Below are 15,523 nucleotides of genomic sequence, written 5' to 3'. Positions count from 1 at the left end.
AAGAAATGGCAACGCTGCTGGGATGAAGTCAGATACTGTTCTGAACGATGTAAACGTGAGTCCAGACAGCTTTCAAAATCAAACGCTTAGAAACGCTTGTATTGCCGTGAACAATAGGCACGTATCACGTCGGGTGAACGCAGTTGCAGATGTTTGGTTTTTCGGCCGGTGACGCGTGCACGCCACATTTTAAAGCTACTGTGTTTCATATTTTGCCGCATCAAGCGAATCACCGCCGCTTCATTTAAACCATACTCACATAAAATAGCTTCAAAAGGAGTTCGATCTTCCCAAGCCATTTCTATAATTCTGGATAAGTCCTCTTCAGAAAATTGATTCATACCATTCTCGTTTTTAATCATCACGAAGCGTCAATAAGCTTTATCGACTTTAATCTGACTAAAAGAATAACAATACAATCATGAATTTTTTGTGATTTTTCTCTAGTTTACGGACTCAGCACGAATAAAAGGGCTAGTTAAACTAGCCCTGTTAAGTCTTAGTTACCTCTATAAGTCGAATATCCATAAGGACTTAAAAGTAGAGGAATATGATAATGGCTGACACTTCCATCTACCTTAAAAATTACAGGAACTTCAGGAAAGAAAGTATCTTGCTTATTTTTTTTAAACCAGTCTTCAGTTTTAAAAGTAACTTTATAAATACCGGCTTCAAGCTTCTGATTTTCAGGAAACAATCCAGTAATACGGCCATTAGGACCAGTATATTGCTGATTTAACTTCACCCATTTATTCCCAGTACTTTTTTCGAGTACCACTTCGACTTGAGCTGAGGGTAGACCATTTTCTAGATTCAACACATGCACACTTAAAGGGTTAGTTTGTGCAAAAGTCATTGAGGTCAACAATAGTGTTGAAAGTGGCAATAATTTTTTAGACATGATGAATTCCTTAAGGGTTGAAAATAGACTTAACAGCTGTTTCAGCGCAGTAATGGTCATTTTTTGCGCCCCCTGCTCCGGCAACACCAATGGCGCCGACCACTTGACTCTCATAACGCACAGGTACGCCGCCACCCAACAGCAGTAGATTGGATAAAGTGGTTAAATTTTTTGAATCCTTTTTTTCATGGGCATTTTGACTTAACAACATGGTCGCTGTTTTAGTGGATAAAGCGGTATAGGCTTTCTTTTCGGCTGCGCCCAAATTATGCGGTCCGACAGTTTCATGCCTATTTGATATCAAGGTATTTCCTCCCCGATCCACCACTACCACGGCAATGTTATGCTGTATTTTTTGACATGCGATCACAGCAGCATCAATAAGAGTTTGTGCTGCCTGAGAATCAAGTGAATAAACTTGATTCAATTGGACGGATTGTGCAAAAGTACTGCTACTCACCAGCATTACTGTTGCAATAAGCCCTTTGAGTTTGTTCATCATGATTGCCCTGAATTAAGTTTTAAAAATCTTATACAATCTGAATGATTTAGATCATGACAATCACATTACAAAGTTGTCATCTTCAAAATGAGCCTGAACAAAATGTGTATTCTAATTATCGAAGATGAAGTTAAAATCGCCTCATATCTGGTTAAAGGGTTAAATGAATCTGGCTATGAGGCGGAATGTGTCCATTCAGGGCTAGAAGGCTTGGAAAAGTTAAAAATGCATGCTTATAGTCTAGTCATATTAGATGTGATGTTGCCCGATATAGATGGCTGGGCAGTCCTGAAAGTATTGCGACAATTTTCTAAGATTCCAGTAATTTTTCTAACCGCAAAAGACCAAGTGATTGATCGGGTCAAAGGTTTGGAACTAGGCGCCGATGATTATCTAGCCAAGCCTTTTTCTTATATTGAATTACTGGCCCGAATTAAAAGTCTACTTAGACGTCAGCAGTATGTAGAGGAAAATCAATTAGAAATTGCAAATTTAAAATTGGATTTAATCCATCATAAAGTCTGGCGTAACCAACAGCCTGTAGAACTCAGTAAAAAAGAATTCAAACTTTTGCGCTTCTTACTTCGCCATCCGAATGAAATTATTACGCGCAGGCAAATAGCGTCTGAAGTCTGGCAGATCAATTTTGATACCGATACTAATTTTATTGATGTAGCTGTGCGGCGTTTACGCAGTAAAATTGATGAGGGACATGATATAAAGTTAATTCATACTGTTCGCGGTTTGGGCTATAAAATTTCGGTAGACAAATAATGTTTAACCCCATTCGTTCGCTAGAACTACGATTAACACTACTAGCTACCACTTGTGCTGCGATGGTTCTGTGTACTGTGGCGTTGATGACTTATCTTGGCATCAACCAGATTCTAATTACACAGCAAGATCGGGCTTTGGTTGAACGTATTGAACGTCTGGAAATTTTATTGCAGGACAGTCGCAATATTGAGCAGATTATTGCGCAGCCGAAGCTGTATCAAAATATGCTCGGCAATCAGGACAATCTATTTGTATTGCTTAAAGGGAATCAGGCTCTGATCAACATTAATCCTCTTGGCATTCCACTGCCTGAATTTACCCACCAGCCCCAGATTCAATTCCGTGATTTATCGGCTTATGCTTATCCCACCCGTATTGCATGGAAAACTATTCAAATTAATCGACAACCCTATCTATTAATTGCAGGCAAGCAGTGGTCGGAACGTTTAGCGATTATCTCGCCTTTTAAAAAACGTCTATTTATCTATGTATTTAGCGGAATTCTAGCCATTTTCATACTTTGCGCGATTGCCAGCCGTTTCGGATTGAACGCATTAAGAACACTACGCAAACAAACTCATGCTATTAGTATTCACAAACTTGAACAGAGACTTAATCTAAATCATCCTCCTCAAGAGATCGAACAACTAGCCTCCGATATTAACGCCATGCTTGACCGTATTGCACTAGGATATAGCCAACTGAATCGTTTTTCAGAAGACATTGCGCATGAATTTAGAACACCATTGAATAATTTAATCGGACAAACCGAAATTTTACTCATGAGTGAACGCAGTCCTGTACAATATCAGGAAGTGCTGATTTCCAACCTAGAGGACTATCAACGCTTAAAAAGAATGATTGACAGCATGTTATTTCTGGCACGTGCAGATGCGAAGAAGGTTTGCTTAATCAGACAAAAAATCCAACTTCAATCCTTTATAGAAAATATCTTCAGCATTTTTGAGAATCAAGCCGAAGAACAACACTGCAATTTTGTTTTAAAGCTTGAGGCAACTGAGCTATTGGCAGATCCAGAACAGTTACAACAAGCTCTGTATAATCTGCTCTCCAATGCCCTGATTCATGGCGGCAAGCACCGGACTATTTATGTGCATAGCTATCGAAAGATCATCAACAAACTGCCTATGATTGCGCTATCGGTCATGACCAGTGGTTTAGAAATTGCCCCGGAACATTTGCCACATATCTTTGAGCGATTTTATCAATGCAGTTCCAGTAGACAAAGTTATCATCAAACAGGTGGTTTAGGACTATCCATTGTGGCATCTATTATGACGCTTCATCAAGGGATGTATCAGGCGATTAATAGCGCAGAAGGTATATGCTTTGAACTGCTTTTCCCAGATACGTGATTCACATTCACACTGAGCTTATATCATTTTTTGGAATCACTCTGAATTCTCCCATCTACCAAATTAATGGTTCGATCACAGGTTGCCGATAATCTAGGATCATGAGTCACCAATAAGACTGCACAGTCATGTTCTCGATGAACTTTACGAAATAATTCAAACATTTCCGCAGCAGTTTGAGTATCAAGATTACCGGTCGGTTCATCGGCCAACAATAGTGCAGGCTGAGTAATCAGTGCACGTGCAATCGCTATGCGTTGCTGCTGCCCTCCAGAAAGCTCATTAGGTTTACGGTCAGCAAACTTATCTAACCCTACAGCGGCCAATAATTCATGGGCATATTGCAACGCAGATTGATCTGGCTTGCCTTGCTTCAGCATTAATGGCATAAGCACATTATTTAAGGCAGTAAAGGCCTGTATAAGATGATGGAACTGAAACACAAAACCTATACTGTTGCCACGTAATGCTGTCCGAGCCCTATCATCCATACGGCTTGTTGCCTGACCCAACAAGTACAACTCACCACAGCTAGGCTGATCTAATAAGCCAAGAATATTCAGTAAAGTACTTTTGCCTGAACCAGAAGGACCAATTAATGCTGCAAAGTCATTCCGTTGAATACACAGGTCAATTCCATGTAATACCTCCACTTCATTAGGTTGCCCAATATTATAGGACTTTCGCAATGCTTCTAAACGTAGTACTTCCTCAGATGAATCAGACATGACGAATTGCCTCCACAGGATCGAGTGCAGCCGCCCGACGGGATGGTATTGCAGCAGCCAAAACTCCCGTTAAAGTCGCCAAGAATAATGCTGACAAGATAAGCTTGATTGAAATCGAAATATAAAACAAGCCGGGACCAAACTGATTAAACCCCCAGATTAGACCATAACTGACAACACTACCAAGCATCGAACCAAGCAGACCAAAAATTGCTCCCTGAAATAAGAAAACTCTTAAAATTTGCGCTTGTGTAGCTCCAGTTGCACGTAAAATACCGATTTCCCGAGTCCGTTGCACCACACTCACCGACATCACACTGGCAATGCCAAAAGCGACTGAAATCCCTACAAAAATAATAATCATGTTGGTCGAAAGGCTCTGAGCAGTAATCGCATTCATTAACTGAGCATTGGTTTCAATCCAGCTTTCTGCTTTTAATCCAGTCAGGCGTCCAACTTGTGAGGCAACTTGATCCGCCTGAAAAATATCTTGGATCGTCAGATCAATCACGGTGACCCCACCCGGCAAATTAAGTAAAGATTGCGCCTGTTTCAAATCCAGATAGACATAGCGCGCATCCAATTCACGCACACCCAGTTCAAATATTCCAGAGATGTTCACCACTGCATTTTTCTGTTGCCCAGTATCTAATCTTAATTTGCTCCCGACTTGCACACCCAAATCTTTGGCTAATTGACGCCCAATTAATACATTATCCGCACTGACCCGTAATTCACCACTCACCATATATTGCTTTAACGGAATAATCTGTTGATAACGTTCAAGGTTGATACCAACCAATGCAATAGATTGAATCGCATCTCCGCGCTGTACAAATGCAGGACCTGAGACCACAGGAGAAACCGCAGTCAACACCGGTAAATGATCTAAAGTCCCAGTAATCTGCTGCCAATTATTAATAGAACGTAAGCGTTGTGCACGCTTATCTTCTTGTAACAACTGAAGTGTTCCTGCTGCTGGTGGCACAATACGATTCACCTCATCTGGTGAGAGCAAACGAATATGCGCCTGTGTCCCTAAAGTTCTTTCTACAATATTCGATTGTAAACCCTGAATTAAGGCGCTAATGAACACAATGACGGCTACCCCCACCGCGACGCCAATGGTAATCATCATCGACTGTGTGCGACCCTCTCGTAAAAAACTGATTGCGATGGTCCACTCGGTCCAAAGTCGCCTAAAAAAGTTTTTCAATCGAATTTCACCGGTAATTCATTTTTGCTATTTTTCTGATCCGTTTGACTCTGGAAAACAGGTTTAGTTTTCTCTATTCGGACACGAGTTCCATCTTTAAGCACTGATTCTGCATCGGTAAGGACGTGATCACCTTCTTTCAATCCAGCTACAACTTCAGACATAACCAAACCACGTAAACCCAGTGTGATAGGATGACGTTGAATTTTTCTATCTCTTACTAAAATAACCATAGCCTTGTTGCCACTTATACTGCTTAAAGCATCATTTGGAATGACCAAGGTTCGCTCGCGCTTGTTGGTTTCAACATTTACCGATACCGTCATGTCTTGACGCAGAAAACCTGGGACTGGATCAACTGTTAATCGGACGTCTACTGTGCCACGTTGAGCATCAATACTTGGAGCAATAAAATTAATATGGGCAGGAAAAGATTGATTTGGATAGGCATCTGCAATCACTGCGGCTTTTTGTTGTAAAGCCAGCAGTGGTAAATTTCGTTCATCAAATGGCACTCGTATTTCAGTCGCACCATCCAGTGCAATAGTGAAGAGAGTCTGACTCGGTTGTACCAGATCCCCTGGCTCAACATTACGCGTTAAAATAATACCTGAAACTTCTGCACGAATTTTGGTCTTGGCAAGTTGCGCTTGTAGTGCAGCGAGTCGTTCGCGTAATTTTGTCTCTTCAACTTTATTTGGGGCAAGTGAAGCAACTTTTAATCGAGCTGATTCCAAATTATTACGGGCGAGTCTTTCTGCCTCTATCGATTTCTCCCTTTCCTCTGCTGATAATATTCCTGATTCGGTATTTCGTCTGCGTAACGCCTCTCTTTGAGCCTGTTCTAATTGTACTTTGGCATTCGCTAAATCAACTTCTGCTTGCGGGCGTCTAGTGGTTTCGAGTTCTTTTAATTCAGCTTCTGCCTGCCGCACTTGCGCTGAAATTTCATCAGATTTCAGTACTAAAAGAATATCCCCTCGAGAGACCCGATCTCCCTCTTGAACCAATCGCTCAAGAACAACCCCTGTAATTTCACTACCAATCTGAGTCCGAGATACTTTCTCTACCCGTCCTGAGGCGACAACTGTTTGAATCAATGGACTAGATACGACTTCATAACTAGGCAGCAATGGTCCTTGCCACCAGCGATATGTAGCAAAACTGACAGCTAAAACCAGTAGTATGATCATGATCCAAGGCTTATAGTGGGTAACAAGCAATTCCATTCTCCAAGCCAGATTAAAAGAAAGTTTTTTAATCGAATAATTAATTCTTAGTTAAATATATATGAAAATGGCTTTGTTGCATAAACATTCAACAGCTAATTTCCCCCTAATATATTCAAATTTAAGTAAAAACTTGGGTGTGAGGTCTTCGTTTTTTCACAAGATATGCGATGAATGTCTGATTATTTGTAGTCATAAATTTAGTCCCCACTTGTTTTTAAGTGGGGACTAAATTAAAAATGGGTAACTGTCAGATCAGGTTTGAGCTAGTACAAATCAGTACCCCAAAACTCCTCTTGAGATAACCCTCCTCTCATTAATTCACTTAATTTATCTAAAGGCTTATTAATCTCGGAATAATCAACTTCACTCCAATAAAAACCCGTAAAAAAAAGAATGGATGTAACCTGAAAAGGCAAAGGGCTGATCCACTCCTCCCAGAATTTCCACGTCATAAACAGGCTGGTACACTTTTATTATTGGATCAATATAATTTGACTCAAATTGCACTGTTCTATCAAGCTTTTCTTCTGCCCAAGAATCTCCAGTTTCAACATGAACCGTACCGGGTTTGTCGGAGACTCAGTATTCTGAGAGAATGTTCCGATGACCAAATTAAAATATACCCCTGAAATCAGAGAAAGAGCGGTTCAATTATTGATTGAATCTGAAAAAGACTATCCATCTAATTGGGCTGCGATCACAGCTATTGCGCCTAAGATTGGTTGTACTCCTGAAACACTTCGTGCTTGGCATCAAAAGCATTTAGATGAGCAAAATCCTATCAAAGTACAACAGATCTCTGATCAAGAAAAAATGAAGCAAATGGAACGTGAAATCAAAGAATTAAAGCGTGCCAATGAAATTCTGCGTAAAGCAGCCGCTTTTTTCGCCCAGGCGGAGCTCGACCGCCCACACAAATAATGGTGGATTTCATCCATAACAATAAGGCGTTATATGGTGTTGAGGCGATTTGTAGGATTTTACCGATCTCAGCTTCTACCTATTATCGAACACTAGATATTGCTGAAAACCCAGAACATCGAGCAAAGCGAGATCTACATGATTTGCATCATGCTGAACAAATTAAACGAATTTGGAAAGAAAGTTCAGGTCGATATGGTGTACGTAAAGTTTGGCAACAACTGAAACGTGAAGGTTATGTTATTGCACGCTGTACAGTGGTTCGCTTGATGAAGAAGCTAGGTATACAGGGTGTTTGGCGTGGGAAGAATAAACACACCACCCGTAGCCGAGATGATCAAAAAAGAGCGGATGATTTAGTGAAACGTAATTTTACTGCTGATTATCCAAACCAACTATGGGTCGGTGACTTCACGTATATTCAAACTCATTCAGGCTGGGTCTATACCGCCTTTATTATTGATGTGTTCTCACGAGCGATTGTTGGATGGAAAGTATCAACACGTATGAATACAGACATGGTGCTCGATGCACTAGAGCAAGCATTGCATGACCGAGGTATGCCTAAGAATGTGATTCATCATTCAGATAGAGGTGTTCAATATCTTTCAATTCGCTATACCAATCGTTTAGAAGCAGCAAATTTACGAGCATCAGTCGGTACGACCGGTGATTCATACGATAACGCTTTGGCTGAAACAGTGAATGGGTTATACAAAACTGAGGTGATTGAATATTTAAAAGCAGACTGGCAAGGTTTAGCGGATGTACAACTTGCGACATTAAATTGGGTAGATTGGTTCAACAAAAAGCGTGTACACAGCGCATTGGGTTATGTATCGCCTTTTGAGTTTGAAGCAATGTACTATGATAAGATTAACCCGTTAGGTCACGTGGCCTAACTTAAATAAAAATGTCTCCGACAAACCCGGTACGGTTCAAATGATGAATATGATAAAGAATATTTTGGATCTCTAAGAGATTGGATATCAGAAAATGATTTTTTGAAAATATCTGAGTATGTTATAAAAAAAGCAAAAGAAAATAATTTTCAGGATATTGATCCTGTTTTAGGAAAAAAAGAAAAAATGTATAGCAAGGATTTTAGCGATCCTTATATGTCTTATCATTAGACTTCCGTCATAAATCAAAAAACGTACAATTTATTTGATCTTAAATTAATCAGCAAAATTATTTAATTCGAGGGATAATCCTTGGATGAAATTCAAAGATATTCAAAAATTATCAGACGTTAAGTTTCGTAGGCTTACCGGTGTTAGTTGGTCTACATTTAACCTCATGTTGACCGAGCTAAATAAGCAGTTACCTCGTCATATTGGTAAAGGACGACCGCATAAATTACCGTTGGAAGATCGTTTGCTCTTATGTATAGAATATTGGAGAGAATATCGAACATTTTTCCATCTTGGTATGAGTTACGGTGTATCTGAAACGAGTGCAATTCGTATCACACGTGTTATTGAAGATACCTTAATCCGTTCTGGAAAATTTAACTTGCCAAAACAACTTCCTAATCGAGATGAAGTGGATTGGGAAGTTGTTGTGATTGATGCAACTGAAATATTAGTTCAACGTCCAAAAAAAACAGAAGAAGTGGTATAGCGGTAAAAAAAAGCGACATACCTTTAAATTTCAGCTATCTATGCACTATACAACAGGTGAAATACTGGGTGTATGTGGAAGTCATGGAAGTATGCATGATTTTAAAATATTTAAAAAAAGCATGAGGAAATTAAAATTTAAGCCCTTTTTTATCGTTGATAAGGGATATTTAGGGATAAAGAAATTGGGTTTTGGATGCCTCATGCCCTCTAAAGCAAAGAAAACTGAAAAACTAGATTCTGAATTAAAAAAGTTAAATAAAGAGATTGGTCGTAGACGAATTCAAGTAGAGCATGTATTTGGAAGGATGAAATGTTTTAAGATTTTATCTTGTGTATATAGAAATCGTCGTAAACGATTAAACCTGCGGTTTAATTTACTTGCTGGCATATACAATTTAGATTGGGTGAAAGATAAACAATTAAATTGATTGAAAAATGATTTATGAAGGAAGTCTATTATATTAATATTCCTAATTTACCTCAAACGGAAGTTTATTTGAAATATAAAAAAGATAATAATAAATTAACTTATATTTCTTTATCCTCTGGTGGACCAGTAAGCTTTATTTTGAAAAATTCAGATATAAATGTATTAAATGAATTAAAATTAAAACTATTGAAAAAAGAAAAGCTTAGTTACTCAAATCAACTAGCGGAATATCAACTGAGTGACGGAACTTTAAAGTATCAGGTAGTAGCAAAAAATACCCTAGATGATACAAGCTTACCTAAAGAATTCTATAGCTTTGATATATATATAGAATAGTTGAAAATAAAGTTTTGAGACTGTTCTAAATTTTGTGTAAATGCTTAATTTTAATTTATCATTAAAAGAATAATTACAAAAGGTACTTCACATAGAAAACAATATAAAGTCATTCGTAATTAAGTTGATTATTTTCAGTGGTTCTAAAGATTTCCTAAAATTAACATAATACACCTTATACGAAATGCTTGAATTTTCCTATAAGTATCAATATCTTAACTAAAGCCGTTCCAGTAAACAGCGCACTGGAACGGCTTTTTTGTTGAATTTTACTGTTCCACGCCTGTTCTTTAATCAAAGTTCCACATCTTTGTGTAGTTTCATTTAACCCTAAAGCAGAAAAAAATGTCCAGATAAAACAAGAATAGATGTCCAAGTATTATTGATTTTACATCAAGAGACAGGCTAGCCTAATTCGAAAGGATTAAAAATCCTATACACATATGAGCTCTATTCAAATAATTTAAGGCAAAATCGAACCCTATAAATTCAAAGGTATTCAAAAATCACTATAAAAGTTTGCTATATAGCGAATATTTGCCATAATTTATCAAAAGTTTGCTATATAGCGAACAAATTTCTAGGGTTAGAATTGATATGGCTTCAAGAGAAGAAATAGGTAAAGAAATACGTTTGGCAAGAAAAGCTCTGGGCTATACACAGAAAAATCTTTCAGAAAAAACGAACGTTAATAAAACAACAATTTCAGAGATAGAAAATGGCCACTTTACAGGCTTATTTAGCATATTTGAATCTATACTTAATGCAGTAGGCCTGCAATTTGAAGTGAATAAAAACAAGTATAAATTTCCGCACTGGGATGAAATTGAAGCAATGTTTGCGGAAGATGATGAATAAATTGTAAATCGGTACTGAATAAGGTATCAAGAAAGGCAAAGCGCTGCCCATCGACCTCATTACTCCAGACCACTTGTGTCAGATATTCCAGATTGAACTGATAGCAAATCACGGTTCCTCGCGACACCACGCGAAACTGATTGAGCTTAAAGCAAGTTGTTAGACTCTATTAGATTGTAAATATCTAATTAGACTTCTTTAATCTAATAGGATCTAATCAGGCCAATAAAGTACCCTCCTTACCGACTAAGTCGGTTTATTTTATAACTCCATTATTTTGTGGTTTAATACACATATATAGACATAAGACCCAATATTATGGATTTAATATTCAAAAAACCTGAAGAAGTTGTTACTTTATTATGTGAAAGGCTTCGTAAGGAACGACTTTATCTGGAAATGACTCAGGCAGACGTCGCTACACGTGCTGGTATTGGTGTAAATACAGTATCTAATTTGGAAGCTGGTCGAAATGTTTCATTTGAAAATTTAGTACGCGTTGCCATGGTACTGGGTCGATTAAAAGAATTAGAGGAGCTCTTTAAACCTCATTTAAACAGTGTAGATGACATTCTCCGCTATGAGAGCAATACGGCTCGCCAACGTATCAAAAGGAAATAAATCCATGCTCAAAAAACTTAATGTTTACTACAATGGATGGGGTGAATATTGGCTTTGGGGTACACTGGTCTCCTCAACCGCAATCACAGGTCGACCATTAATCGCCTTTGAATACAGTGCAGAAGCGATCAGTAAAGGTTTAGAACTTTCCTCTTACCTACTTCCGTTAAAAGGTGACCCATTAAGAACGAACTTTCCTGCACATCAAATGGGATTGCCAGGTCCTATATATGATGCCCTACCCGATGGTTGGGGCATGCTCCTTATGGATCGCTTATTTAAAAAAAATGGACTCAATCCAGCACGGATTGGGCCATTAGAAAGACTCACGTATATTAATACACATGCGATGGGGGCATTATCCTTTGAACCTTCAGCACCTGAGTTAGCATTAACTGAAAATATTCCACTGCTTAAACTCGCCCAAGAAGTCCAGGAAGTTCTCAAAGGAGAAGGTGCTGAATTTTTACAGCATTTATTAGTTATGGGTGGATCACCACAAGGTGCAAGGCCAAAAGCACTCGTCTATCGTGATCCTGTCACCAACGAATTCTCAACAGTTAGCTCACATCAACATGAAGCCTGGCTGATCAAATTTCCCGCTCAGCAAGAGCATCCTGAAGTTTGTGCAATTGAAGCTGTTTATGCAGAATGTTTACGTCATTGTTATATTGACACCCCTGATACTCAATATTTTACTCTTCCGAATGGATTAACCGCATTTGCATCAAAAAGATTTGACCGCCATGATGGTATGCGTATCCCTATGCAAAGTTTAGCTGCCTTCACCGGAGCTGATTTTAAATCACCAGGGAGTTTAGACTACAGTAACTTTCTTCGCGCTGCACACTTTTGCACCAATGATGTTCGCGAAAAAGCAATTGCATTCAAGCGAGCTGTTTTCAATGTAGTCTTCAATAATCGAGATGATCATTGCAAAAACTTTTCATTTCTGATGTCCCAAAATGGGCAATGGAAACTCGCCCCTGCCTATGATGTTACTTTCTGTGAAGGACCAGGGGGATATCATCAAATGGATATCATGGGTGAGGCACTGGATATTCCTCGACAAGCTCTTGTAAAACTTGGTACCCAGGAAGCAGAACTTTCTGCCCAAAAAGTCGATGAAATTATTGGCTCGATTTGTAAGGTTGCAATCCGATTCAGCGATATCGCTCATGATCTATTACCTGGACAAATTCAAGCAGAGACTCTCCAAATGATCCAAAATAGGATTGAGCATAATATTCATTTATTGAAATGAATATAAAACATTTTCATGAGGATTAAGAATCATTATATTAAATTATATATTATCATTATTTCTCATGAAAATCAGCATCAAAACATAGGTGACTTTTTTGACATCCTCACCCCCTTAAAAGAGGATGATTCCTACAGCTAGACGCTTATGCCCAAGCGCAAGAATGTTTAGAGCTGAGTTTATATCTCGATCATGAGCTGTACCACAGCTCATGCACTCCCATTCTCTTATTCCAAGATCTATCCTACCTTGTATCTTAGTTTGTATAGTGATTAGCTATCACTATATGAAAATTGTAGAGCTTGTGTTCTACCTAAAACTTCTAAGTTTGTCCGAAAGAGTAAGTCTACAATTTTCCCCTAATTACTCCTTTCAACTCTGAACGGTAACTAAGCACTTTGATGCTGTATTCACAAGGTTAGATCGTGATTAGTGAGTAATTAAAACACTATATGGATTGTAGAGGTACACATGATTACATTGGGTATTGATGTCAGTAAAGCCAAAATTGATTGTTGTATTTTTCCTTCTGGTCTAACTGGAAAGAGAAAAACCAAAAGGTTTGATAATGCACAATCTGGTTTTGTTAAACTCGTAAAGTGGTTAACCGAACTAGATGTTAATTTATCAGACACTCGGGCTGTAATGGAAGCTACATCGGTATATCATGAGAATCTAGCTCATTTTTTATATGATATGGAATTAACAATATGTATCGCTAATCCTGCAAGAGTTCGAGCGTTTGCAAAAGGATTATCAATGCTAAATAAAACAGATAAAGCAGATAGCGAAGCTCTCGTCTATTATGCAAATACTGTTAAGTGATCCTAGACAGTATCGTGGACAACCAGCCCCTCTAAACTTTTAATATATTTCTGTTCAAAGGCTTCTGGACTTAACCAGCCGTTTGCAGAATGTCTTCTGACTCGATTGTAATAAATTTCAATATAGTCAAACAAGACAGCATTCGCTTCTTTTCGAGTCGAAAACACACTGCCATGTACCACATGACCTTTTAATGTATGAAAGAAGCTTTCAGTCACTGCATTATCCCATGAGCAGTATACTGCGCAAGGCCTCGTCTAGACATACTCTGAGTACAATCATTTTTCAGTAACAGCGCTCTAAAATCACGACTACAGTACTGTGAGCCTTGGTCCGAATGAACCATAACACCAGTTGGATAACCCTGACGAGCCATTGCATAGTTAAACGTATCACACACCAACTGGCGGTCTATTCGATGGCTGGTTTGCCACCCCACGATACGACGGCTAAATAAATCTAGCATCACACATAAATACAACCAACCTTCTTTAGTGCGGATATAGGTAATGTCTGTTGTCCAGACTTTATTAGGCTGAGTAACTGTAAATTGGCGATCCAACAAGTTGGGTGCTGTAGGCAAACGATGGGTTGAATCAGTCGTATGCTTGTATTTACGTGCAATCCTGCTACGTAAACCAAGCTTTTTTAGCATCCTTCCAATAGTACGTTCGCTCATGTTGTAACCTAAATCATGCATGTCATGTACTAATGAAGGTGCACCCAATCGTGCATGATGCTGCCAATATACGGCTTTTAAGTCATTATATTTCTGTGCCGTATTGGCTTGACGTTTTCGCCAGGCATAATAGCCTGAAGTGCTGACACCTAGGTATTTACAGGCAGAAGATACAGTGACTTCATTCATATCTAGATCTTGAATTACCGTGTACTTTTCTTGGCATGATCTGTTAGAAAGTACACATGCGCTTTTTTTAAGATGTCATTGGCTTCCTTGAGCTGTTTGACTTCTTTCTCTAATTCCATGATCCGCTGTTGTTCTGGTGAAAGTTGACGTTTGCTTGAACCTGCCGGATTGGTTTCACGAATCCATTTATCTAATGTTGAATAACCCACACCTAATTTCTGGGCGATTGCAGCTACAGACTCGTGTGAGTTTGAAAGTGCATAATCAATCGCTTGCTGTTTAAATTCGGGACTAAAACGTTTAGCCATTTCTTGAATCTCCAAAGATTAAAGTTACGTTATCTTTAGAGGGACGTGCTGTCCATTATTTTGTCTAGGATCAAAGTTAGCAACATGGCAACCTGAGAAAGAAAATGTAAGAATATTAAAAGCTTTAATAAGTAGATATGCAGTTCTTGAAGAAGACTTGCAACGTGAAAAGAATCGTTTAGAAAAGGCTCAATCTACTCAAACATTTCCACAAGTATTACTCTCAATTAATATTCGTATTCAACAACTTGAACAAGAGATTATTAGATTGGATGAAATGATCTCTAGTCATGTAAATGGTGATTCAGAGCTAAAAAATGATCTTGCTTTACTAACTACTATTCCAGCAGTAGGAAGGAAAACTGGATTGCTCATGCTAGGGTTATTACGCTCTCATCACTTTGAAAAAGCAAGTCAGGTCGCAGCTTATGTTGGTCTAGTTCCTATACATTTCCAATCTGGCAGTTCGGTCAATAAACGAAGTCGTTTATCAAAAGCAGGTGATAGTAAAATACGCTCTAGCCTATTTATGCCATCTATAGTTGCACTTCAATATAATCCCCATATTAAGGCACTGTATCAGCGACTACGTGAAAAAGGAAAGCCTAAAATGCTGATTGTTGGTGCTGCAATGCGTAAGTTAGTACACCTATGCTATGGTGTATTAAAACATCAAACTGCTTATCAAATATAAGGTAAATAATTACTAAATTAGGTTGACAGCCAAGACGGTAT

17 protein-coding genes, 3 pseudogenes and 1 other annotated feature are annotated in these 15,523 nt (G+C 38.5%); of the genes and pseudogenes, 12 read left to right on the top strand and 8 right to left on the bottom strand.

What is annotated here, in order from left to right; all coding sequences use genetic code 11:
- Window positions 1-90 (top strand): DUF2256 domain-containing protein (locus AVJ20_RS16995; RefSeq protein WP_162689798.1); only part of this gene is annotated, 90 nt, incomplete at its 5' end.
- On the opposite strand, the gene AVJ20_RS16990 is transcribed toward AVJ20_RS16995, so the two are convergent.
- The 3 genes from AVJ20_RS16990 to AVJ20_RS16980 all read right to left on the bottom strand — a co-directional run bounded on the left by AVJ20_RS16990 (window position 87) and on the right by AVJ20_RS16980 (window position 1,400).
- On the bottom strand, window positions 87-341 hold the full coding sequence (locus AVJ20_RS16990; RefSeq protein ID WP_111886040.1) for a TIGR03643 family protein: 255 nt from the start codon (window positions 339-341) through the stop codon (window positions 87-89). The two genes, AVJ20_RS16995 and AVJ20_RS16990, sit on opposite strands and share 4 nt — an antisense overlap.
- A 158-nt stretch (window positions 342-499) precedes the next feature.
- Entirely contained in the window at window positions 500-901 is a 402-nt protein-coding gene (gene uraH, locus AVJ20_RS16985; protein ID WP_087549565.1) for a hydroxyisourate hydrolase, read from the bottom strand.
- A gap of 10 nt (window positions 902-911) precedes the next feature.
- Window positions 912-1,400: a GlcG/HbpS family heme-binding protein gene (locus AVJ20_RS16980; RefSeq protein ID WP_171319333.1), complete on the bottom strand. Its 489-nt coding sequence runs from the start codon at window positions 1,398-1,400 to the stop codon at window positions 912-914.
- 105 nt (window positions 1,401-1,505) lie between these two features.
- Between AVJ20_RS16980 and AVJ20_RS16975 the strand changes: the two genes are divergently transcribed.
- Window positions 1,506-2,177 carry a heavy metal response regulator transcription factor gene (locus AVJ20_RS16975; RefSeq protein ID WP_111886037.1) on the top strand — a complete coding sequence of 224 codons (672 nt, stop codon included), beginning with the start codon at window positions 1,506-1,508 and terminating at the stop codon, window positions 2,175-2,177.
- Entirely contained in the window at window positions 2,177-3,556 is a 1,380-nt protein-coding gene (locus tag AVJ20_RS16970) for a heavy metal sensor histidine kinase (protein ID WP_111886036.1), read from the top strand. The genes AVJ20_RS16975 and AVJ20_RS16970 overlap by 1 nt, the downstream gene beginning before the upstream one ends.
- A 23-nt stretch (window positions 3,557-3,579) precedes the next feature.
- Here the strand turns inward: AVJ20_RS16970 and AVJ20_RS16965 are convergent, their stop codons facing one another.
- Genes AVJ20_RS16965 through AVJ20_RS16955 form a run of 3 tightly spaced genes read right to left on the bottom strand, consistent with a single transcriptional unit; the run spans window position 3,580 to window position 6,729 of the window.
- Complete coding sequence (locus tag AVJ20_RS16965; RefSeq protein ID WP_111886035.1) at window positions 3,580-4,284, bottom strand: ABC transporter ATP-binding protein; 705 nt, start codon at window positions 4,282-4,284, stop codon at window positions 3,580-3,582.
- Window positions 4,277-5,500, bottom strand: a complete 1,224-nt coding sequence (locus AVJ20_RS16960; RefSeq protein ID WP_111886034.1) for an ABC transporter permease — start codon at window positions 5,498-5,500, stop codon at window positions 4,277-4,279. The genes AVJ20_RS16965 and AVJ20_RS16960 overlap by 8 nt, the downstream gene beginning before the upstream one ends.
- Window positions 5,497-6,729 (bottom strand): efflux RND transporter periplasmic adaptor subunit, encoded by a 1,233-nt coding sequence (locus AVJ20_RS16955; protein ID WP_171319330.1) that lies wholly within the window; start codon window positions 6,727-6,729, stop codon window positions 5,497-5,499. Before AVJ20_RS16955 ends, AVJ20_RS16960 begins: the two co-directional genes overlap by 4 nt.
- Window positions 6,730-7,335: 606 nt before the next feature.
- On the opposite strand from AVJ20_RS16955, the gene AVJ20_RS16945 reads away from it, so the two are divergent.
- From AVJ20_RS16945 to AVJ20_RS16910, 7 genes and pseudogenes are all read left to right on the top strand, one after another.
- Window positions 7,336-8,555 (top strand): IS3-like element ISAba34 family transposase gene (locus AVJ20_RS16945; protein WP_111886033.1). Its coding sequence is split into 2 segments (ribosomal slippage): window positions 7,336-7,612 and window positions 7,612-8,555, totalling 1,221 coding nucleotides; the frame shifts between segments, so codons are not numbered across the junction.
- Window positions 7,611-7,727, top strand: a sequence feature (AL1L pseudoknot). (Overlaps the previous gene by 117 nt.)
- Window positions 8,556-8,952: 397 nt before the next feature.
- A complete protein-coding gene (locus AVJ20_RS16940; RefSeq protein ID WP_162689797.1) occupies window positions 8,953-9,276 on the top strand; it encodes a helix-turn-helix domain-containing protein in 324 nt (107 codons plus the stop codon).
- Between the two features lie 37 nt (window positions 9,277-9,313).
- Window positions 9,314-9,706, top strand: a pseudogene (locus AVJ20_RS16935) (transposase family protein); the annotation flags it as partial.
- Window positions 9,707-9,720: 14 nt separating this feature from the next.
- Complete coding sequence (locus AVJ20_RS16930) at window positions 9,721-10,044, top strand: hypothetical protein (protein ID WP_111886031.1); 324 nt, start codon at window positions 9,721-9,723, stop codon at window positions 10,042-10,044.
- 597 nt (window positions 10,045-10,641) lie between these two features.
- Window positions 10,642-10,902: a helix-turn-helix domain-containing protein gene (locus tag AVJ20_RS16925; protein WP_111886030.1), complete on the top strand. Its 261-nt coding sequence runs from the start codon at window positions 10,642-10,644 to the stop codon at window positions 10,900-10,902.
- A 318-nt stretch (window positions 10,903-11,220) separates the two neighbouring features.
- Entirely contained in the window at window positions 11,221-11,523 is a 303-nt protein-coding gene (locus AVJ20_RS16915) for a helix-turn-helix domain-containing protein (protein ID WP_111886029.1), read from the top strand.
- A 4-nt stretch (window positions 11,524-11,527) separates the two neighbouring features.
- On the top strand, window positions 11,528-12,787 hold the full coding sequence (locus AVJ20_RS16910) for a type II toxin-antitoxin system HipA family toxin (protein WP_111886028.1): 1,260 nt from the start codon (window positions 11,528-11,530) through the stop codon (window positions 12,785-12,787).
- A 114-nt stretch (window positions 12,788-12,901) separates the two neighbouring features.
- On the opposite strand, the pseudogene AVJ20_RS16905 reads toward AVJ20_RS16910, so the two are convergent.
- A pseudogene (locus AVJ20_RS16905) lies at window positions 12,902-13,039 on the bottom strand (zinc ribbon domain-containing protein); the annotation flags it as partial.
- A gap of 219 nt (window positions 13,040-13,258) precedes the next feature.
- Here AVJ20_RS16905 and AVJ20_RS16900 point away from each other — a divergent pair.
- Window positions 13,259-13,612, top strand: a complete 354-nt coding sequence (locus AVJ20_RS16900; protein ID WP_228157247.1) for an IS110 family transposase — start codon at window positions 13,259-13,261, stop codon at window positions 13,610-13,612.
- 2 nt (window positions 13,613-13,614) lie between these two features.
- On the opposite strand, the pseudogene AVJ20_RS16895 reads toward AVJ20_RS16900, so the two are convergent.
- A pseudogene (locus AVJ20_RS16895) lies at window positions 13,615-14,788 on the bottom strand (IS3 family transposase).
- Window positions 14,789-14,945: 157 nt separating this feature from the next.
- On the opposite strand from AVJ20_RS16895, the gene AVJ20_RS16890 reads away from it, so the two are divergent.
- Entirely contained in the window at window positions 14,946-15,482 is a 537-nt protein-coding gene (locus tag AVJ20_RS16890) for a transposase (RefSeq protein ID WP_228157246.1), read from the top strand.
- The last annotated feature ends 41 nt before the right edge of the window (window positions 15,483-15,523 follow it).

The organism is Acinetobacter sp. CFCC 11171 (genome assembly GCF_003268405.1).
In the GTDB taxonomy this organism is placed as follows: domain Bacteria; phylum Pseudomonadota; class Gammaproteobacteria; order Pseudomonadales; family Moraxellaceae; genus Acinetobacter; species Acinetobacter amyesii.
The sequence above is the reverse complement of the archived record's forward strand: the minus strand, read 5'-3'. Positions and strand labels throughout refer to the sequence as shown.